The organism is Mycobacterium sp. IDUB_24 (assembly GCF_055419385.1).
Genome location: NZ_JBVAXO010000004.1, coordinates 457,036 through 475,582, shown reverse-complemented (window position 1 = coordinate 475,582; position 18,547 = coordinate 457,036). Strand labels below are relative to the sequence as shown.

General features: G+C 66.6%; 18 protein-coding genes. 7 read left to right on the top strand and 11 right to left on the bottom strand.

The genetic code is table 11. The features are described from left to right. Positions 1-28: 28 nt before the first annotated feature. Genes ACZYZF_RS17610 through ACZYZF_RS17600 form a run of 3 tightly spaced genes read right to left on the bottom strand, consistent with a single transcriptional unit; the run spans position 29 to position 4,200 of the window. Positions 29-1,864, bottom strand: coding sequence for an ArnT family glycosyltransferase (locus tag ACZYZF_RS17610; RefSeq protein ID WP_463836373.1), 1,836 nt, complete (start codon positions 1,862-1,864; stop codon positions 29-31). Between the two features lie 55 nt (positions 1,865-1,919). Then, on the bottom strand, positions 1,920-3,518 hold the full coding sequence (locus ACZYZF_RS17605) for a sensor histidine kinase (RefSeq protein ID WP_463746501.1): 1,599 nt from the start codon (positions 3,516-3,518) through the stop codon (positions 1,920-1,922). Continuing rightward, positions 3,496-4,200 (bottom strand): response regulator transcription factor, encoded by a 705-nt coding sequence (locus ACZYZF_RS17600; RefSeq protein WP_044521442.1) that lies wholly within the window; start codon positions 4,198-4,200, stop codon positions 3,496-3,498. Before ACZYZF_RS17600 ends, ACZYZF_RS17605 begins: the two co-directional genes overlap by 23 nt. 190 nt (positions 4,201-4,390) lie before the next feature. Between ACZYZF_RS17600 and ACZYZF_RS17595 the strand changes: the two genes are divergently transcribed. Next, entirely contained in the window at positions 4,391-4,798 is a 408-nt protein-coding gene (locus tag ACZYZF_RS17595) for a hypothetical protein (protein ID WP_463746500.1), read from the top strand. Here ACZYZF_RS17595 and ACZYZF_RS17590 read toward each other — a convergent pair. Next, entirely contained in the window at positions 4,795-5,034 is a 240-nt protein-coding gene (locus ACZYZF_RS17590) for a hypothetical protein (RefSeq protein WP_463746499.1), read from the bottom strand. The genes ACZYZF_RS17595 and ACZYZF_RS17590 overlap by 4 nt on opposite strands. Positions 5,035-5,445: 411 nt before the next feature. Next, on the bottom strand, positions 5,446-5,709 hold the full coding sequence (locus ACZYZF_RS17585; RefSeq protein ID WP_463746498.1) for a hypothetical protein: 264 nt from the start codon (positions 5,707-5,709) through the stop codon (positions 5,446-5,448). Between the two features lie 162 nt (positions 5,710-5,871). Here ACZYZF_RS17585 and ACZYZF_RS17580 point away from each other — a divergent pair, with 162 nt between their 5' ends. From ACZYZF_RS17580 to ACZYZF_RS17565, 4 genes are read left to right on the top strand one after another with little or no spacing between them, the layout of a single operon-like run. Then, on the top strand, positions 5,872-6,849 hold the full coding sequence (locus tag ACZYZF_RS17580; RefSeq protein ID WP_064879614.1) for an ABC transporter permease: 978 nt from the start codon (positions 5,872-5,874) through the stop codon (positions 6,847-6,849). Beyond that, on the top strand, positions 6,846-7,799 hold the full coding sequence (locus ACZYZF_RS17575) for an ABC transporter permease (RefSeq protein WP_463746497.1): 954 nt from the start codon (positions 6,846-6,848) through the stop codon (positions 7,797-7,799). The genes ACZYZF_RS17580 and ACZYZF_RS17575 overlap by 4 nt, the downstream gene beginning before the upstream one ends. Continuing rightward, positions 7,796-9,640, top strand: a complete 1,845-nt coding sequence (locus ACZYZF_RS17570) for an ABC transporter ATP-binding protein (RefSeq protein WP_463746496.1) — start codon at positions 7,796-7,798, stop codon at positions 9,638-9,640. Before ACZYZF_RS17575 ends, ACZYZF_RS17570 begins: the two co-directional genes overlap by 4 nt. 42 nt (positions 9,641-9,682) lie before the next feature. Further along, entirely contained in the window at positions 9,683-11,374 is a 1,692-nt protein-coding gene (locus tag ACZYZF_RS17565; RefSeq protein WP_463746495.1) for an ABC transporter family substrate-binding protein, read from the top strand. On the opposite strand, the gene ACZYZF_RS17560 is transcribed toward ACZYZF_RS17565, so the two are convergent. From ACZYZF_RS17560 to ACZYZF_RS17540, 5 genes are read right to left on the bottom strand one after another with little or no spacing between them, the layout of a single operon-like run. Next, positions 11,367-12,617, bottom strand: coding sequence for an alpha/beta fold hydrolase (locus ACZYZF_RS17560; RefSeq protein WP_463746494.1), 1,251 nt, complete (start codon positions 12,615-12,617; stop codon positions 11,367-11,369). The two genes, ACZYZF_RS17565 and ACZYZF_RS17560, sit on opposite strands and share 8 nt — an antisense overlap. Before the next feature lie 25 nt (positions 12,618-12,642). After that, positions 12,643-12,909 (bottom strand): cytochrome C oxidase subunit IV family protein, encoded by a 267-nt coding sequence (locus tag ACZYZF_RS17555; RefSeq protein WP_463836354.1) that lies wholly within the window; start codon positions 12,907-12,909, stop codon positions 12,643-12,645. 2 nt (positions 12,910-12,911) lie between these two features. Further along, complete coding sequence (locus ACZYZF_RS17550) at positions 12,912-13,490, bottom strand: cytochrome c oxidase subunit 3 (protein WP_463746493.1); 579 nt, start codon at positions 13,488-13,490, stop codon at positions 12,912-12,914. Further along, positions 13,477-14,148 carry a hypothetical protein gene (locus tag ACZYZF_RS17545; RefSeq protein WP_463746591.1) on the bottom strand — a complete coding sequence of 224 codons (672 nt, stop codon included), beginning with the start codon at positions 14,146-14,148 and terminating at the stop codon, positions 13,477-13,479. Before ACZYZF_RS17545 ends, ACZYZF_RS17550 begins: the two co-directional genes overlap by 14 nt. 44 nt (positions 14,149-14,192) lie before the next feature. Beyond that, a complete protein-coding gene (locus ACZYZF_RS17540; RefSeq protein ID WP_463746492.1) occupies positions 14,193-14,951 on the bottom strand; it encodes a hypothetical protein in 759 nt (252 codons plus the stop codon). Positions 14,952-15,073: 122 nt separating this feature from the next. Between ACZYZF_RS17540 and ACZYZF_RS17535 the strand changes: the two genes are divergently transcribed. Together ACZYZF_RS17535 and ACZYZF_RS17530 are read left to right on the top strand one after the other, a co-directional pair. After that, a complete protein-coding gene (locus tag ACZYZF_RS17535) occupies positions 15,074-15,685 on the top strand; it encodes a TetR family transcriptional regulator (RefSeq protein WP_463746491.1) in 612 nt (203 codons plus the stop codon). Positions 15,686-15,730: 45 nt separating this feature from the next. Beyond that, positions 15,731-16,975 (top strand): acyl-CoA dehydrogenase family protein, encoded by a 1,245-nt coding sequence (locus ACZYZF_RS17530; protein WP_463746490.1) that lies wholly within the window; start codon positions 15,731-15,733, stop codon positions 16,973-16,975. 74 nt (positions 16,976-17,049) lie between these two features. Here the strand turns inward: ACZYZF_RS17530 and ACZYZF_RS17525 are convergent, their stop codons facing one another. Further along, positions 17,050-18,546, bottom strand: coding sequence for a GMC family oxidoreductase (locus ACZYZF_RS17525; protein ID WP_463746489.1), 1,497 nt, complete (start codon positions 18,544-18,546; stop codon positions 17,050-17,052). Between the last annotated feature and the right edge of the window lies 1 nt (position 18,547).

Sequence of the window (18,547 nt, the reverse complement as noted above, 5' to 3'; positions counted from 1 at the left end):
ATCCGGGTTGGGCGAAGCTATGCGCCGGCTATGTGTTCGTCGCACGCTGCGTCAGGTCGTAGAAGGTGACGTCGTCGACGGTGACCGGGTTGTAGTGGGCCTGGACCCATTCCGCGATCTCGATCGCCGCCTGGCTGCCGCTGGGCGTATGTCCGCCGAATCCGCCGGCCATGATGCGGGATCGGATGAAGTAGTGGATGGCGCCGTCATCCACGAGGCGCTGGAACTCCTGAAGTGTGGGTGCGGGATCGGTGCCGTTGAAGCCCCCGACCGCCATCACCGGTGCGCGGGTGGCCAATTGATAACCCGCGGCATTCGACGAACCCACCACGGCCGCCGCCCACTGGTAGCGGTCGGCATCGGCTGCCAGGGTCGCGGTCACCGCCGGCCCGGGTTCGGGAGCTGCGAACATGCCTCCGAATCCCCCACCACCGCGCGATGGACCGACGGACGGTATCGCCCCGGTGTGCGCGCCGGCAGCCGTCGCGATCGAGTACGCGGCCGGACCGGCCAGGCAGGCCACGATCGCCAGCGCCGCCGTCACCCGCACCATCGGGCGCTCCAACCGCCCCACCACGAGCAGCAGTACCGCGGCTCCCACACCGACCACTGCCACCGCAGCCCGCAGCCACGGATACGCATCGTCGTTGCGGGCCAACAGCACCGCGGCCAGGATGGCGGTCACCAGCACCGCACCCGACATCGCCGTGGCGGCTCGGATGTCGGCGCGGCACTTCCACAGCAGCGTGGCGCCGATACCGATCACAGCGCCGATCGCCGGGGCGAGCGCCACGGTGTAATACGGATGGACGATGCCGTTCATGAAGCTGAACACCACCGCGGTGACCAAAAGCCAACCACCCCACAGGATGAGACCGGCACGGGTCGGGTCGGTGCGGGCGGCCCGGCGGGTCAGGTAGAGGCCGGCCACCAGACAGATCAGCGCCGCGGGCAGCAGCCAGGCGATATCGGCGCCCATCTGCGATGCGAACAGCCGGCCCGGGCCGACGTCGAAATTCAGGTTGCCCAGGCCGCCCGTTTCATCGCCGGTCAGCCGGCCCAAGCCGTTGTACCCCAAGGCCAATTCGACGATGCTGTCGTTCTGCGAACCACCGATGAAGGGACGCGATGAGGCCGGCCACAGCTCCACCAGCACCAGAAACCAGCCACCGCTGACGATCATGGCGACCAAGGCCGTGACGACGTCGAGCACACGCCGGCCCAGCGGACGGTTCCCCCCGATCAGCGCCGCCGCGGCGAAGGCCGGCAGAACCAGGAACGCCTGCAGCATCTTGGCCAGGAAGCCGAAGCCGACCGCGGCCCCTGCAGCGACGAACCACCAACGGCTGGCGTTCTTTTCGATCCCGCGCTGCACGCAGTACGCCGCCACGACGAGCAGCAGCACCAGCAGCGCATCGGGATTGTTGAACCGGAAGATCAACGCGGCCACCGGCGTCAGTGCCAGCACTGTACCCGCCAACAGGCCGGCTCGCGGTCCGGCCGCTCGGCGCACCGCCGCGTAGAGTACCGCGACCGCGCCGACCCCCATCAGCGCCTGCGGTACCAGGACACTCCACGAGCTCAGCCCGAACAGGCGCACCGAGAGGTCGATGATCCACAGCGCCGTGGGCGTCTTGTCCACGGTGATGGCGTTGCCGGCGTCGCTGGACCCGAACAGCATCGCGGTCCAGTTCTCGGCGCCGGCCTGAGCGGCCGCCGAGTAGAAGGCATTGGCCCACCCGCTGATCGACAGATTCCACAGGTAGAGCACCGCGGTGCCGGCCAGCAACAGACCGAGGGCGATGCGTTGGGCGGTCGAGGTCGAGCTGAGGGGCTTCGACCGGTCGGGTGTCGCCACCTGCACCTCGGCAGCGGGATGCGCGGCAACAAGGGTCACCACTTCATATTTGTCGTGGCTGCTAGGTGCCCGATTGGTCCGTCCTGTGCGTGCCCTGTGAGCTCTCACCCGGGAGACGCACCACGAACTCGGTCGAACCCGCCGTACTGCTCACCTCGATGGTGCCGCCGTGTGCCTTCACCACCGCGGCCACGATCGCCAGGCCCAACCCGGTGCTGCCCTCGCGCCGCGAACGCGACGAGTCGCCGCGGGCGAATCGTTCGAACACGTCGGGCAGCAGTGTCGCGGGTATGCCGGGACCGTCGTCGGCGACGGCCAGGAGAACGGCACCGACGTCGGGTTTCAGCGACACAGTCACCGAGGTACCGGCAGGGGTGTGTGTCCGCGCGTTGGCCAGCAGATTCGCCAGCACCTGATGCAGCCTGGCCTCGTCGCCTTCGACCACCACCGGGTCTTCGGGCAGATCCAACGACCACTGGTGGTCGGGGCCCGCGACGTGAGCGTCGCTGACCGTGTCGACGATCAGCCGGGACAGATCGACACTGTCGCGTTCCAGTGGGCGACCGGCGTCGAGGCGGGCCAGCAGCAGCATGTCCTCGACCAGTTGTGTCATGCGCGTGGTCTCGGACTCCACCCGGTTCATCGCATGGGCCACGTCGCCGGGCAGCTCGTCTCGCTTGCGCTGGGCCAACTCGGTGTAACCCCGGATCGCGGCCAGCGGTGTCCGCAGTTCGTGACTGGCGTCGGCGACGAACTGGCGCACCCGGGTCTCACTGGCGTGCCGGGCCGACAGCGCGCTGGCGATGCGGTCGAGCATCCGGTTCAACGAGGTGCCGAGCTGGCCGACTTCCGTGTGGGCGCTGGCCGGGTCGACCGGGACGATCGGTGTGGGCAACTCCACCTCGCCACGGTCGAGCTCGAGATCGGCCACCCGGCGCGCGGCCGCCGAAACGCGTGAGAGCGGGGCCAGCTGGCGCCGGATTATCAGGGTCCCCGCGGTGGTCGCGGCGATCAGCGCGATCACCGCCAGCACACAGAACATCCCGAGCACCCACAGCAGGGTGTCGTCGACGACGGCGGTCGGCAGCCCGGTCACGATGGTCTGCGGCCCGCCGTGGCGCGGGTGCAGGCCGATCAGCCGGTAGCGGCCCAGCCCGTCGACGTCCACGGTTTCGGGATCCCGGGTGGCCGGAATCTGGGACAGCTGGGCGGCCGCAGCCGCGCTGACCTCGACGCGGTCCCCCTCGGCGGTGATCACCCCCGCGTCCACCGGCCGACTCGGTGCCACCACCGCCCCGACCGTGCGTGCGGCCTGACCCGGTGCGTTGAGGAATCCGGGACCCGGCCCATCCTCGGGGTCGAAGGGAACGCGGTGATGACGACGCATGCCCGGTGGCGGCGGGAATCCGGGTGGCGGAGGCGGCAATTCGAAGATGGCGGCCGAACGCCGGCCGGCCTCGATCAGTTGATCGTCGAGTTGGTTCATCAAAAACCGTTGCAGCGCAAACTCTGTCGCTACGCCGATGCTCGCGCACACCACCGCCAGCAGGGCTACCTGGGTGACGACCAGCCGAGCGCGCAGCGACCAGGTCCGCGGTGACCACCACCGGGTCGCGCTCACCGGCCCGGCCGTCACCTCAGCGGGCGGGCCGGAGGACATAACCCGCACCGCGCAACGTGTGGATCATCGGTTCCCGTCCGCTGTCGATCTTCTTGCGCAGATACGAGACGTACAGCTCGACGATGTTGGACCGGCCGCCGAAGTCGTAACTCCACACCCGGTCCAGGATCTGGGCCTTGCTCAACACCCGCTTGGCGTTGCGCATCATGAAACGCAAAAGCTCGAACTCGGTGGCGGTCAGGGTGATCGGGTCACCGGCGCGGGTCACCTCATGACTGTCCTCGTCGAGTACGAGATCGCCGACGACGATCTTGGCGCCGCCGTCTTCACTGGTCACCCCGGTGCGCCGGAGCAGCGCCCGCAGCCGCAGCACCACTTCCTCCAGGCTGAACGGCTTGGTGACGTAGTCGTCGCCGCCGGCGGTGAGACCGGCGATGCGGTCCTCCACTGAATCCTTGGCGGTCAGCAGCAGCAACGGCAGGCCGGGAATCTGTTCGCGCAGTTTGCGCAGGACGTCAAGACCGCTCATATCGGGCAGCATCACGTCGAGGACGACCACATCGGGCGGGTTCTCCCGGGCCGCGGCGATCGCGCTCGCGCCGTCGCCTGCTGTGGCGATGTCCCAGCCCTCGTAGCGCAACGCCATCGACACCAGCTCGGCCAGTACCGGCTCGTCGTCGACCACCAGGACCTGGATCGGGTTGCCATCGGCACGGCGCATGACGGCGCGCCCGGACTCGGAATCGGTGCCATTGGTCGTCCCGTTGGTCGCAGTGCTCACCCGCTCATTATTCGCCCGCTCGTTAGGCCCAGACTGAGCGCTCTCTATGCGCCAGCTGTGAAGAATCCCCACATCCGGGGCAGAGGCCATACACAGCCGACACCCAGACAGCACCGGCAGCGTGGATCGCATGAGCATCCGACCCACGGTGGCCGCCGTCGGCATCGCAGTGGCTGTTGCGGGGCTCGGCGGCGCGGCCGTCTACGCCGCCACCGATACTCAGGGCCCGGGCGATCACGGCGCCTGGCAACCGCCCGACCGGCCCGATCCCGCCACGATCCACAGCGAGGCAGTGCTGGCCGGCCGCGACGGCGGCTACCGTACGACGCTTGTCCAGACCGGCACGATCACCGACCTGAGCGCATCCTCGGTCACCGTGCGGAGCAACGATGGATTCACCCAGAGCTACTCCCTGCCCGACGCTGCCAAGCCCCCGTTCGGGGTCAACGACCGGGTCCTGATCAAGGCCACCCGCAACGGGTCGGCACCAGCGGACAAGCCGACCGTCGCCAGCATCGGCGAGGCGCCCGGCCGTTAACCGTTGCCGTACCCGTCAGGCAGCTCGACCTTGACCTTCGGCTTCGCGAAAGAGGTCTCGAGTTCGGTGGGAGCCGTTGTCTTGGTTACGGTTTCACCGACATTGACCGCCGGCACCGCCCCACTGCTCGGCGCTTGGGCCATCAGGGCACCGAACGCGCCCATCGCTGCCAGTGCGATCGCTCCGACGCCGGCCATCGCGTACTTCGTCCGCTTACTGCGTTCGTCTCCTGTCACACAGACCTCCCTACCGGGGCCTGTGGACGGGGTAAACCCGACCTCACCGGCACCGGTCGGTGAGATCCGCCGCGATCAGTGTGGTGTGGCAAACCCCGACGGCGTGGTCGCGGAGACCGTAGGCGTGCCCTTCGAAGTCTCGGGGGCCGTCGGCGGAGTCGTCTCGGTGACGGTTTGGCCAGTGGTGATGGCCGGCGGTTCCACCCGCTGCTGCGCGCCGCTTAGGCCACCGCCCAGCCCCACCCCGAGGACCGCCGTGGCTAACCCGCCGATCGCCCCGACCCCGGCTGCGATCAGTTTGAGATTTCGCTGATTGTTTTCCTTCGCGCTACCCAATGCGCTCACCTCCCGCGCGACGTATAGCCGCAGCGGGTGGCGGTGAAACCACTTACCCGGCGCGTATCCGCGCGCTCAGTGCGTGGTGGCGAACCCGGACGGCGGCGTGTACCCCTTGATGGCGGGCACAGCCATCGACACCACCGGCGCGGTCGGCGGCGTCGTCTCCGTACTCGTCTGACCGACGTTCATGTGGGATCCGGAAGCCACTGCTTGCGTACCGGCCCCCATCCCCAGGTGTACGTCCGAGACCGCTCCGAACACGCCCAGCCCCACCACTGCCGCCCCACCGGCGACCGCAGCGATCACTTTCACATTCTTCAGTCCGCTGACCTTCATGTATTTCAGTGAACCCCTGATTTCTATGCCGAGGCTGTGGCTCCACTGTCTATTACCCACCGAGTGCGGGCGCGCCGAACGCACACATCGCCGCGCTGACCGGATTCCGGTTCCCGGCTGCTCTACCCTGTCTGGCATGCAGCCGTGGGCGGGAACAACCGGATGACGCGCTTCCTGGCGCGCCGGCTGCTCAACTACATCGTGTTGCTGGCCCTGGCCTCGTTCCTCACGTTCACGCTGACGTCGCTGAACTTCAAACCCCTCGACAGCCTCGAGCAGCGCAATCCGCGGCCCCCGCAATCGGCGATCGACGCGAAAGCCGCTGAACTCGGCCTCGATCAGCCCATTCCGCTCCGCTACGCGAACTGGGCAGCCGATGCCGTCCGCGGCGACTTCGGCACCACGGTGACCGGCCAGCCGGTGGTCGACGAGTTGTGGCGACGCATCGGGGTGACCCTGCGGCTGCTCGTCATCGGCGCGATTTCGGGCGCCGTGATCGGCGTGGTGGTCGGGGCCTGGGGTGCGATCCGCCAATACCGGCTGTCCGATCGCGTCATTACCGTGCTGTCCCTGCTGGTGATCAGCACGCCGTCCTTCGTGATCGCCAACATGCTGATCCTGGCCGCACTCAACGTGAACTCGATTCTCGGCGTTCAAATTTTCGAGTACACGGGGGAAACGGCGCCGGTGCCCGTCGGCGGCGCCTGGGACCAGTTCGTCGACCGGCTACAGCACCTCGTGCTGCCGACGTTCACCCTGGCGCTGATGGCGATCGCCGGATACAGCAGGTACCAGCGCAACGCGATGCTCGACGTGCTCGGCCAGGACTTCATCCGCACCGCGCGGGCCAAAGGCCTGACCCGGCGTCGCGCCCTGTTCAAGCACGGGCTGCGGACCGCACTCATTCCGATGGCCACCCTCTTCGCCTATGGGGTGGCCGGGCTGGTCACCGGCTCGGTGTTCGTCGAGAAGATCTTCGGCTGGCACGGCATGGGCGAATGGGTGGTGCAGGGCATCGCCACCCAGGACACCAACATCATCGCGGCCATCACCGTGTTCACCGGCACTGTGATCCTGGTTGCCGGCCTGCTCTCCGACGTCATCTACGCGATGCTCGATCCGAGGGTGCGCGTCACATGACCCAGACTTCCGCCCCCACCGGTGATGCCGCCGCGGCCCGCTCGGGCCTGCACACCGAGGAGTTCGCCACCCGGCGCACCCTCGTGTTCCGGCGGTTCCTGCGCAACTGGCCCGCCGTGGCGTCGCTGACACTGCTGGTGATCATGTTCGTGGCCTGCTACGCGCTTCCGTCGGTCCTGCCCTACAGCTATTCGGACCTCGACTACTACGCGCTGCAGGAGCCGCCATCGGCCGACCACTGGTTCGGCACGAACGCCCTCGGCCAGGACATTTTCGCCCAAACCCTGCGCGGTATGCAGAAATCCATGCTGATCGGCATCTGCGTGGCCTTCATCTCGACCATCATCGCCGCCACGGTCGGCTCGATCGCCGGATACTTCGGCGGCTGGCGCGATCGCACCCTCATGTGGATCGTCGACGTGCTGCTGGTGGTACCCAGCTTCATCCTGATCGCCATCGTCACGCCGCGGTTGAGCCAGTCCGATCGGGTGTTCTGGCTGATCGTGCTGCTCTCGGCGTTCAGCTGGATGATCAGCTCACGCATCGTGCGCGGCATGACCCTGAGCCTGCGGGAACGCGAATTCGTCTTGGCTGCCCGCTATATGGGTGTCAGCAGTTGGCGCATCATCGTGCGACACATCCTGCCCAACGTGGCATCCATCCTGATCATCGACACCGCGCTCAATGTCGGCGTGGCGATCCTGTCCGAAACCGGTTTGAGCTACCTGGGATTCGGCATCCAGGCGCCCGACGTATCGCTGGGCACGCTGATCGCCGACGGCACCAAGTCAGCGACCACCTTCCCCTGGGTGTTCCTGTTCCCGGCCGGCGTATTGGTGCTGATAATCCTGTGCGCCAACCTGATCGGTGACGGCTTGCGCGACGCACTCGACCCGGGAAGCGGCCGGTTGCGACGGCGGCGTCGGCAGCGGAAGGACGGCGGCCGATGAGCCGGCTACTCGAGGTATCCGATCTGACGGTGGACTTCCCCACCGATACCGACGCGGTACACGCAGTGCGGGGCCTGAACTTTCACGTGGATTCCGGTGAGGTGGTCGCACTCGTCGGGGAGTCCGGCGCCGGGAAATCGGCCAGTGCCATGGCGGTGGTCGGGCTGCTACCCGAGTTCGCCGAGGTGTCCGGGTCGGTGCGGCTGCGTGGCGAGGAACTGATCGGGCTGTCCGACGCACAGATGTCACGGGTCCGGGGCAACACCATCGGCACCGTTTTCCAGGACCCCATGTCCGCCCTCACCCCGGTCTACACCGTGGGCGATCAGATCGCCGAGGCGCTCGAAGCCCACAACCGCAACCTCGGCCGCCGCGCGGCCCGGTCCCGGGCGGTCGAACTGCTGGAGCTGGTCGGCATCGCCCAACCGGAACAGCGCGCCCGATCCTTCCCGCACGAGTTGTCCGGCGGCGAACGCCAACGGGTGGTCATCGCCATCGCCATCGCCAACGATCCCGACCTGCTGATCTGCGACGAGCCCACCACCGCTCTCGACGTCACGGTGCAGGCCCAGATTCTCGACGTTCTCAAGACCGCGCGCGACGTCACCGGGGCCGGAGTTCTGATCATCACCCACGACCTCGGCGTGGTCGCCGAATTCGCCGACCGGGCCCTGGTCATGTACGCCGGGCGGGCCGTCGAGGACGCTCCGGTGGCCACGCTGTACGAGAAGGCCCGGATGCCCTACACCGTCGGCCTGCTCGGCTCGGTGCCACGCCTGGATGCCGCGCAGGGCACCCGCCTGGTGCCCATCCCCGGTGCACCGCCGTCGCTCACCACGGAGCCGCACGGTTGCCCGTTCGCCCCACGTTGCCCGCTGGCCATCGACGAATGTGAGGCCGCCGAGCCAGAACTCATCGAGTTGGCGCCGGATCACCACGCCGCGTGCATCCGCACCGATCAGGTCAGCGGGCGCAGCGCCGCCGAGATCTACGAGGTACCAGGCGCTGCCGGAACCACCACTGAGAAACGTGGCACCGACGCCGACGTGGTGCTTCGGGTGCACAACTTGTCCAAGACCTACAAGCTGACCAAAGGGGTGGTGCTGCGCCGGCAGGTCGGCGAGGTCCGCGCGGTCGACGACGTCAGCTTCGACCTGCGCAGTGGCCGCACGCTGGGCATCGTCGGTGAGTCCGGTTCGGGCAAATCCACCACCCTGCATCAGATCTTGAATCTGACTGCACCGCAATCAGGTTCGATCGAAGTACTCGGCTCCGACGTAGCCACCCTGAACCGGAGGACGCGCCGCGGACTGCGCACCGATCTTCAAGTGGTGTTCCAGGATCCGGTAGCTTCGCTGGACCCGCGGCTACCGGTGTCTGATGTGTTGGCAGAGCCGTTGACCGCCAACGGTTTCGACAAACCACGGATCGACCAGCGGGTGGCCGAGCTACTGGAGTTGGTGGGCCTTCGGCGCGCCGACGCCGGCCGCTATCCGGCCGAGTTCTCCGGCGGGCAGAAGCAGCGCATCGGGATCGCCCGCGCCCTGTCGTTACAGCCCAAGATCATCGCGCTCGACGAACCCGTCTCCGCGCTGGACGTCTCCATCCAGGCCGGGATCATCAACCTGCTGCTGGACCTGCAGGACCAGTTCGGCCTGGCCTACCTGTTCGTCTCCCACGATCTGTCGGTGGTCAAGCACCTGGCCCACGATGTCGCGGTGATGTACAAGGGCGCGGTCGTCGAACAGGGCTCGGGCGATGAGGTGTTCGCCAACCCACAGCACGCCTACACCCGCAAGTTGCTGGCCGCGGTTCCGCAACCAAAGCCGGTCAACGGTTAGGTATTGCCGCATCCACCGGTGTCGGCATCTAGCATCGACGGGGTGAGCGGGTTCAAGCGGTTCAGGTTCCAGCGTTTCGCCGTCGTCGCAGCAGTCACCGCACTGGCTCTGGCCGGGTGTTCGGGCGGCGAACGGGAAGCCCCGTCGGCCGGCGGCAACGCCGAGCTCGGCACCACCAACGACATCAATCCGCAGGACGTCGCGAACCTGCGTCAGGGCGGCAATCTGCGCCTTGCCCTGACCGAGTTCCCCTCGAACTTCAACCCGCTGCACCTCGACGGCAACACCGGCGACGTCGGCGCGCTCACCAGGGCCACCATGCCGCGCACGTTCGTGATCGCCGCCGACGGATCGGCGACGGTCAACAGCGACTACTTCACCAATGTCGAACTGACGGGCACCAACCCCCAGGTGGTCACCTACACGATCAACCCCAAGGCGGTGTGGACCGACGGCACGCCGATCACCTGGGAGGACATCAAGTCCCAGGCCGAGGCCAACAGCGGCAAGGATCCGGCGTTCGTCATCGCTGCGCCCAACGGCTTCGAGCGGGTGGCCTCGGTGACCCGCGGCGTCGACGACCGCCAGGCCGTGATGACATTCGCCAAGCCCTACGCGGACTGGAAGGGCATGTTCGCCGGCAACGGCCGGCTGCTGCCCAAGAGCATGACCTCCACCCCCGAGGCCTTCAACAAGGGTCAACTCACTGCGCCCGGGCCGTCGGCGGGCCCGTTCATGGTGACCAACGTCGACCGGGGCGCTCAACGGATCACGTTGAGCCGCAACCCGAAATGGTGGGGTACCCCGCCGCTGCTGGACACCATCACCTACCTGGTGCTCGATGACGCCGCCCGCATCCCGGCGCTGCAGAACAACACCATCGACGCGACCGGCACCGCGTCGCTGGACGAACTGACCATCGCCCGTAAGACCGCGGGGATCAGCATCCGACGGGCACCGTCCGCCAGCTGGTACCACCTGACCTTCAACGGGGCACCCGGCTCGATCCTGGCCGACCCGGCGCTGCGCAGCGCGGTCGCCAAGGGCATCGATCGTCAGGCGCTCGCCAACATCACCCAGCGGGGTCTCACCGACAACCCGGTCCCGCTGAACAACCACATCTTCGTCGCGGGTCAGCAGGGTTACCAGGACAACGCCGCGTCGGTGGCGTTCGATCCCGAGAAAGCCAAGGCCGAACTCGACGCCCTGGGCTGGAAAGTGCCTGAGGGACGGCAGTTCCGGGAGAAGGACGGCAAGGAACTCGTCATTCGCAACGTGTTCTACGACGCGGGCAGCACCCGGCAGGTAGCCCAGATCGCGCAGAACATGCTCGGCCAGATCGGGGTGAACCTGAAGCTCGACACCAAGCCGGGTACCGGGTTCTTCACCAACTACATCATCAAGGGCGACTTCGACATTGCCCAGTTCGCCTTCCTCGGCGACGCTTTCCCACTGAGTTCACTGACCCAGATCTATGCGCAGGACGGGGCCAGTAACTTCGGGAAGATCGGCAGCCCGGAGATCGACGCCAAGATCGAGCAGACGCTGGAAGAACTGGACCCGGCCAAGGCACTGACCCTGGCCAACGAGCTGGACAAGATGCTGTTCGACGAGGTGTTCAGCCTCCCGCTGTTCCAGTCACCCGGAAACGTCGCGGTGCGCAGCAATCTGGCCAATTTCGGGGCCCCCGGCCTGGCCGACACCGACTACACCAAGGTCGGTTTCGTCAAGTAGGCCGTTCCCGCGTTTTCGCGGTCGGCACCGCCGACTCCACGGCGGTGGCCGCCGCGATGGCCGATACCGCCGCCCGGATCAGGGGACGCGCAGGCAAGGCGTCCAGTTCATCGCCGGTGGCCGGAAGTTGTTCGGACACACCGTCGCGCACTGCACGGATCACCGCAAAAGCGGCACGTTCCCTGGTGTCGATCACGCTGTGCACCACCGTCGGCATCCGAACCAACACGGCCCCGGGCACCAGTTGCGCGATCCGCTCGGCAACAGCCGGCGGCGTGGTCAGATCCCGGCCGCCGGACAGCACGACGGTGGGCCAGTGAAAGTTCGGCAATTCGGCCGGTAGGTCGAATGGTTCGGCCTCGAACGGTTCGAAGAACTTCGCGCTGCCGATCATGTCGGCCATCTCCAGCGCAGGGTCCAGCGGCAGGCCGTCGGGCACCCCGGCATAGTTCAATTCGCGGAAGGCAATCCGCCCGACGAGGTCTACCTCGTTGCGGTACGGCGCTTTTCGTGCCGATATCCGACTCAGCCGGGCGAGCGCAGACCACACCACCGTGCGCCCGCGCAGCAACAGGTCGAGCTGGCGGCCCAGCAGGTCGGCGCCGCCGAAACCGTACAGCAGACCGGCCAGTTCCCCTCCCCTGGTGGCCAGCGCCCCGTCGGCCACCAGGCGCCGAACCTTGGGTGCCAGGTCCGCGGTCTCCGGGACCGCACCCTCCCACAGGAGACCCCGAATGGCACTGCGCATTGCTTCGATATCGGCGGTGGACAGCAGTGGCGAGTCCAGCACCATGGCCGCCAACCGGTCCGGATGGCGGACACCGAAACCGGCGGCGACATAGCTCCCGTAGGAGGTGCCGTACAGCACCGCGTCGCGCACGCCCGCGTCGTCGAGCACCGCGGCGATGTCATCGACCACCTGCTCGACGGTGATGGCCGCCGGCGGCAGATCCGCACCCGCGTCGGTGTGCCGCGACATCCCGATGCCACGGTGCTCGATCATGATCACGTCGAATCCGGCCGCGGCCGCACGTCTACGCAACGACCGGTACGGCAGGATCGATGCCACGCCGGGGCCGCCCGGGATGATCACCACCGGGTGCGCCGATTTGCGCCCGGCCCGCACGTAGAACAGGTCGAACTGCTCGTCAGAACCCGGACTGACCGGGCGTCGCACCGCCCGCACCCCCGGTAGCGCAGCCAGCTTGTCGTGCACCCGCCTGCGCTTGGCGCTCATCGTCATTGCGCTCCATTGTGCCGCGCAACGCTCAGATCAGATAGATGGCGAAAATCGCCCCGAACAGCACCACCAGCCAGCCGTCCGTGGCGAGTTTGAGCCACTTCGGTGCCGTTCCGACCTCCATGAACTGCCGGATGATCAAACGGGACTTGATCAGTGTCAGCACGAGCACCAGCGCGGTGATCGGCACGCTTGCCCGCAACGCGTCCGAATACTGTGCCGGTGCCAACCACCAGGATCCGACGGTGATGGCGACCAGCACCAGCCACGTCTGAGTCACAGCCTTGTCGGTCATCGTCACCTCACCACGTACAACAGGCCGAAGATGATCACCCAGAGCAGGTCGACCATGTGCCAGTAGACCGCGCCCGCCTCCACGACCGACGCGCGGCGGCGGGACGGGTTGCGTAGCTCCCGCACGATCACGCCCAGCACGATGAGCCCGATCAAGACGTGGATCAGGTGCACACCCGTCAGCACGTAGTAGAACGAGTAGAACATCTCCGAATTGGTGTGCCCGTTCCGGATCTTGACCACCCATTCATAACCCTTGCAGGCCATGAACATCAGGCCGCCGACCCCGCCGGCGCAGGTGAGTCGGACGGCTGCTTCGTGACGGCCGGCACGGGCCGCCAGTACCGCACGAGCCACCAACCACGAACTGGTCAGCAGGATCACCGTGTTGAGGACACCGATCGTGATGTCGAGATGCTGTTGGGCACGCAAGAATTCGTCCGGATGCATGGCCCGGTAGATCATGAAGACGATGAAGTAGCCACCGAAGATGACGAGATCTCCGAGCACCATCACCCACATGTGTCCGTCACCGGGCACGTGCTCCGACGTTGCCCGGGGTTGTGAATCAGTCTGCGTCATTGCATGCCGCCTCACGCATCGCTGCCTGCCTCAGTAACACGATCAATGCCGAGAGCCAGACAGAGAACACCACCACCGCCCACCAGAACGCGATCGACCCGTTCCAGGCGAACGGCCCCGACTGGAACAGGAACATCTGGGTGGCGATCACCTCGGTGATGATCTGCCAGATGGTCACGTAGGCGAACCACGCCGGGAAGATGTTGTTCTTGTCGTAGAGGATGGCGATCGCAAATACCAGGTAAGCCGCCGTAAAACAGCCCAACGAGCCGTTGTAGGAAAGCATCCCGAGGTCATAGAGCAGGCTGATCAGTTCCGGGTCGCGGTCGGGCCGGAAGGCAGCGGTGAGAAAGCACACCGATACCAACAGGAAGCCGGGCACCGCACCGACACCCATGCCGCCGATATAGCCATAGGCGAAAGCCGAGCCCACCGACATGCGCTTGATCTGGTAGGCGACCAGACCGTTGGTCATCGCCGCGCCGCCCAGCAGGATCAGCAGCAGACAGAAACCGACCTTGATGGTCAGCCCGTGTTCGGTGAAGAACGCCACCTTGTCGGCCGCGGTGACATCGGGCCGGGGTGGCGGCGTCACTCGGGTCAGGATGCAGATGATGACACCGAATGCCCCGTACCAGGCCGGGAAGAACCAGGTCATCAGACGCACATCGGGCCTGCCCGGTGGCGCCTGGGTCAGGACGGTCACGCCTGAACCCTTCCTTCGGCGACGCCCTCGGACACCGCCTGGCTGATCACCGCACGGCGCAGCACGAAGAACATCACGATGACGAAGAGGGCGAAAGCACCGTTGCGCAACCAGAAGGACAGCACGCCGTCCCAGGCCAGCGGCCCGGTCTGGAACACCGCCGCGCCGGCGGCGGGGACCATCGCCACCGCGGTGGCCAGCGAGTAATGCCCTACCCAGCGGGGAAACACCGGGGCGGGCCCATTGTCGAAGTGGACCGCGACGGCCAGCAGCACAAACTGTGACACCACCATGCCGACCGGCGCGACGAACACGATCCACGCCAGGTCGTTGAGAAGCATGACCAGCTCGGGGCTGCGGTCCGGACGAAACGCGGCCACCAGGAAGAAGACATTGGACAGCGCGAAGATGGTGGCACCGCTGACCACCGCGGTGAGATAGCAGTAGGCGAATACGTGGGTCTGGCCCTTCATGCGCTTCATCTGGACGACGATCACCATGAAGAACGGCAGAATCAGGATGCCGCACAGGTTGAACGTCACCTGGCTGAACCGGATCCACGCGGTGTGATCGGCGTAGAACTCGGCGACCTGCTGTGCATTCCAGGTCGGCGACATCGGTGGCCAGAAGCCGGGGAACGCCAGCAGCGCCACCACCAGCACCACACCCACCGCCGGCCCGGTCCACAGGCTCACCCACTGGGCCTTGATATTGCCGGCTTTCGGCAGGTCTTGAACCTGCTCCAGGATCTGCACGCCAACCTCCAAAACTGACTCCAGTCAGAACCGATCGTTGTCGAAACCGTAGCGGCAGTCCGGAAGAAATGAAAGACCGATACTGAGTACAGTCAGTTTCCTGATGTCATAGCATCGGGACTGTGCTCACCGGATCGCCACGCAGCCGCAAGGGCCTGCAGACACGGGAGCGATTGTTGGGCGCAGCGATCTCCGAGTTCAAACACAACGGCATGGCCGCGGCCGACACCGCCGCGATCGCGTCGGCCGCCGGCGTCGCTCACGGCACCTTCTTCTTCCACTTCCCCACCAAGGAACACGTCCTGGTGGAACTGGAGCAGCGCGAGCAACTTCGCATGGCGACCGAGCTCAGCCGCTTCTTCGACACGCCGCACGACGTGTGCGCCACCCTGTCCGAATCCGTACGCATGCTCGAGAAACTCGAACGACGCCTGGGCGACCGTCTGTTCAAAGACTTTCTGGCCCTGCACTTTTCCACCACCCGGCCACCGTCGGAGGAATGGGCCCGTCACCCTGTGATCGTCGCGCTGGTCGAGGAGCTACAGCGGGCTCAGGAGCGCGGCGAGATCCCGGCCGAAGTGGACGTGATGCACAACGGCGTGTCATTTCTGGTCGGCCTCTACGCGCTGTTGATCACCATCCCGCACACAGCCGAGGTCCGGGCTCCGGTGATCGCCGAGTACCTGACCACCTACCGGTACGGCTTGCGGGTTCCTGCCTTAGGTTCGGGCTGATCCAAACGCGTGCCCACCGATAGCCGGTGCGGATACAACAGTGCCATGACCACCGTCGAGAACGTGACCCGTGTTTTGCCCGGTACACCGGAATGGGATGACCTGCTGGCCTCGATCGCTGCGGGCGCCAAGGACCGCGACCTCAACGACGAGAATCCCTTCGACCAGGTCGCCGCGCTCAAGCGCGCCGGGTTTGGCACCCTCCGCCTGCCCGAAACCCTCGGCGGCGCCGGATTCACTGTGCCGCAGCTGTTCTCCGCGGTGATCGACGTGGCCAAGGCCGATCCCATCGTGGCCCACATCTTCCGGACCCACTTCTGGTTCACCGAAGAACGCCTGCGCAGCGCCGACGATCCGGTGTCCAAGCACTGGCTGGGCAAGATCGCCGGGGGGAAGCTCTTCGGCAACGCCTTCAGTGAGAAGGGCTCCCTGGCGGTGGGCAGCCTGGTGTTCAATACCCGGCTGCTGGCCGACGCCGACAACCCGGGCGCCTTCCGGCTCACCGGCGAGAAGTACTACAGCACCGGCACCTTGTTCTCGGACTATCTGACCGTGACCGCCACCACCGATCACGACTCGGTGGCCAACGTCCTGGTGCCCACCGACCGTGACGGAGTACGGCTCGTCGACGATTGGGACGGATTCGGCCAGCGCCGCACCGGAACCGGCACCACGACGCTCACCGATGTCGCGGTCGCGGCCGACGAGATTCTGTCCGACACACAATATGACGCCGAACCGGTGCCCACCGTCCAGTACGCCGCGCTGCAGTTGTTCATCCACGCGGTCGTCGCCGGCATCCTGGCCAATGTCGTCGACGACGGTGTGGCGCTGCTGCGCTCGCGAGAACGCAACTTCAGCCACGCCGTCACCGAGCGGCCCACCGACGATCCCCTGCTGCAACGCCAGCTCGGCGTTCTGGCCAGCACGGCCTACGTCGCCCGGGCCGCCGTGTTGGACGCGGCGGCGGCGATCGGCGCTGCCACGGATTCTGCCGTCGACGGCGTGCCCGATGCGCGGCTCGCCGCGGTGCCCGATGCGCGGCTCGCCGCGGAAGCCCAACTCAAGGTCGCCAAAGTCAAAGTGCACCTCGACGACGTCGCCCCCGAGGCCGCCACCCGCCTGCTGGAGCTGGGTGGCGCCAGCGCAGCTTCCCGGCAGCGCAACCTGGACCGGCACTGGCGCAACATCCGCACCATCACGTTGCACAACCCGGTGGCCTACAAGGCACGGGTGATCGGCCAGAACCTGTTGCACGGCACGCCCATTCCGGCCAACGCCTACTTCTGATTCCCTGGTGATTTGTGGAGTTTCAACCGTGCTGAGCGCGGCTGAGACTCCACAAATCGCAGGGTGTGAGTGCCTCAGCCCGCGATCAGGTCGGCCGCTTTCTCGCCGACCAACACACTGGGCGCGTGGGTGTGACCGCGGATGAGCGTCGGCATCACCGATGCGTCGGCGACCCGCAACGCCTCGACTCCCCGGACCCGGAGCTGAGGGTCGACCACGCTGTCCTCATCGCTGCCCATGCGGCAGGTGCCGACCGGGTGATAGAGGGTGTGCGACACCGATTCCAGTGCACGCATGAGTGTCTCGTCATCCAGCGTGGAGGCATTGAGCGGCCGGGCCACCTTGCCGATCACGTCCCGCAGAGCCGGGGCCTGGGCGATCTCGGCAGTGATCCGCAGGCCGGCCATCAGCGCGGTTCGGTCGGCTTCGTCGCTCAGGTAGCGCGGGTCGATGATCGGCTTGTCCATCGGGTCGGCGGAGGCCAGCGTGATGGTGCCACGGCTGCGGGGTTTGAGCAGGATGGGTCCCATCACGATGGCGTGACCGTACGGATCGCCGATGCCCTCGTCGAAGAAGGGAGCCGGAGCGAAGATCAGCTCCAGGTCCGGAAGGTCCAATTCGGCCCGGCTGCGGACGAACCCGTAAGCCTCACCGACATTCGAGGTCAGCATGCCCCGGCGCCTGGCCAGATAGTTGACGAGCTCGAACGGCTTCTCGGCGGCGAACAGGCTGTCGTCGCGGACCTCGAATCCCAACGGAACCACCAGGTGGTCAAGCAGATTGCCACCCACGCCAGGCGCGTGCCGGATCACCTCGATACCGTGGCCGGCCAGCTGATCACGGTCGCCGATGCCCGACAGCATCAGCAGCTGCGGTGAATTGATCGCACCCCCGCACAGGATGACCTCGCGGCGTGCCGTCACCACATCCCGAACACCGCCCTTCTCGAATTCAACTCCGACAGCGCGGTTTCCGGCGAAGACGATCCGGGTGACGGTGGCCTCGGTGACCAGGTCGAGATTTCGGCGGCGCAACGCCGGCTTGAGATAGGCGTCGGCGGTACTCCAGCGGGCGCCGCGACGCTGAGTCACCCTGGTCTCGCGGAACCCGTCGTGCCCGCATTCCCTGGCTGCGGTCAGCCACGCTGCCGTCGAACTGCGCGGACTGCGCTGCGCCGCGACGACAAGCGGCCCGGCCTCGATCCGCTTCAGGTACTTTTCCAGGCTGGCGTAATTCCAGTCGGCACCGGCGTGCTCGCCCCACTCGTCGTAGTCGGCGGGGAAACCCGGTACCCACATCATCGCGTTCATCGACGACGAGCCGCCCAGGGTCTTGCCACGCGGCCAGTAGATCTGGCGACCGCCGAGCTGCGGTTGGGGCTCGGTCAGGTAATTCCAGTCGACTTCGCTGCGGAACAGCTTCGAAAATGCAGCAGGGATATGGATGAATTTGTTGCGGTCGCGCGGCCCGGCCTCCAAGGCCAGCACCGACACGTCCGGCTGGGTACTCAGCCGATTCGCCAGTACCGCGCCTGCCGAACCGGTCCCCACCACGATGTAGTCAGCCTCCACG

Bases quoted from the DNA above. Each gene is read 5' to 3' on its own strand.
- ACZYZF_RS17605 (WP_463746501.1), bottom strand. From the start codon at position 3,518: ATGTCCTCCGGCCCGCCCGCTGAGGTGACGGCCGGGCCGGTGAGCGCG.
- ACZYZF_RS17600 (WP_044521442.1), bottom strand. From the start codon at position 4,200: ATGCGCCGTGCCGATGGCAACCCGATCCAGGTCCTGGTGGTCGACGAC.
- ACZYZF_RS17595 (WP_463746500.1), top strand. From the start codon at position 4,391: ATGAGCATCCGACCCACGGTGGCCGCCGTCGGCATCGCAGTGGCTGTT.
- ACZYZF_RS17585 (WP_463746498.1), bottom strand. From the start codon at position 5,709: ATGAAGGTCAGCGGACTGAAGAATGTGAAAGTGATCGCTGCGGTCGCC.
- ACZYZF_RS17580 (WP_064879614.1), top strand. From the start codon at position 5,872: ATGACGCGCTTCCTGGCGCGCCGGCTGCTCAACTACATCGTGTTGCTG.
- ACZYZF_RS17575 (WP_463746497.1), top strand. From the start codon at position 6,846: ATGACCCAGACTTCCGCCCCCACCGGTGATGCCGCCGCGGCCCGCTCG.
- ACZYZF_RS17570 (WP_463746496.1), top strand. From the start codon at position 7,796: ATGAGCCGGCTACTCGAGGTATCCGATCTGACGGTGGACTTCCCCACC.
- ACZYZF_RS17560 (WP_463746494.1), bottom strand. From the start codon at position 12,617: ATGACGATGAGCGCCAAGCGCAGGCGGGTGCACGACAAGCTGGCTGCG.
- ACZYZF_RS17555 (WP_463836354.1), bottom strand. From the start codon at position 12,909: ATGACCGACAAGGCTGTGACTCAGACGTGGCTGGTGCTGGTCGCCATC.
- ACZYZF_RS17550 (WP_463746493.1), bottom strand. From the start codon at position 13,490: ATGACGCAGACTGATTCACAACCCCGGGCAACGTCGGAGCACGTGCCC.
- ACZYZF_RS17545 (WP_463746591.1), bottom strand. From the start codon at position 14,148: ATGACCTGGTTCTTCCCGGCCTGGTACGGGGCATTCGGTGTCATCATC.
- ACZYZF_RS17530 (WP_463746490.1), top strand. From the start codon at position 15,731: ATGACCACCGTCGAGAACGTGACCCGTGTTTTGCCCGGTACACCGGAA.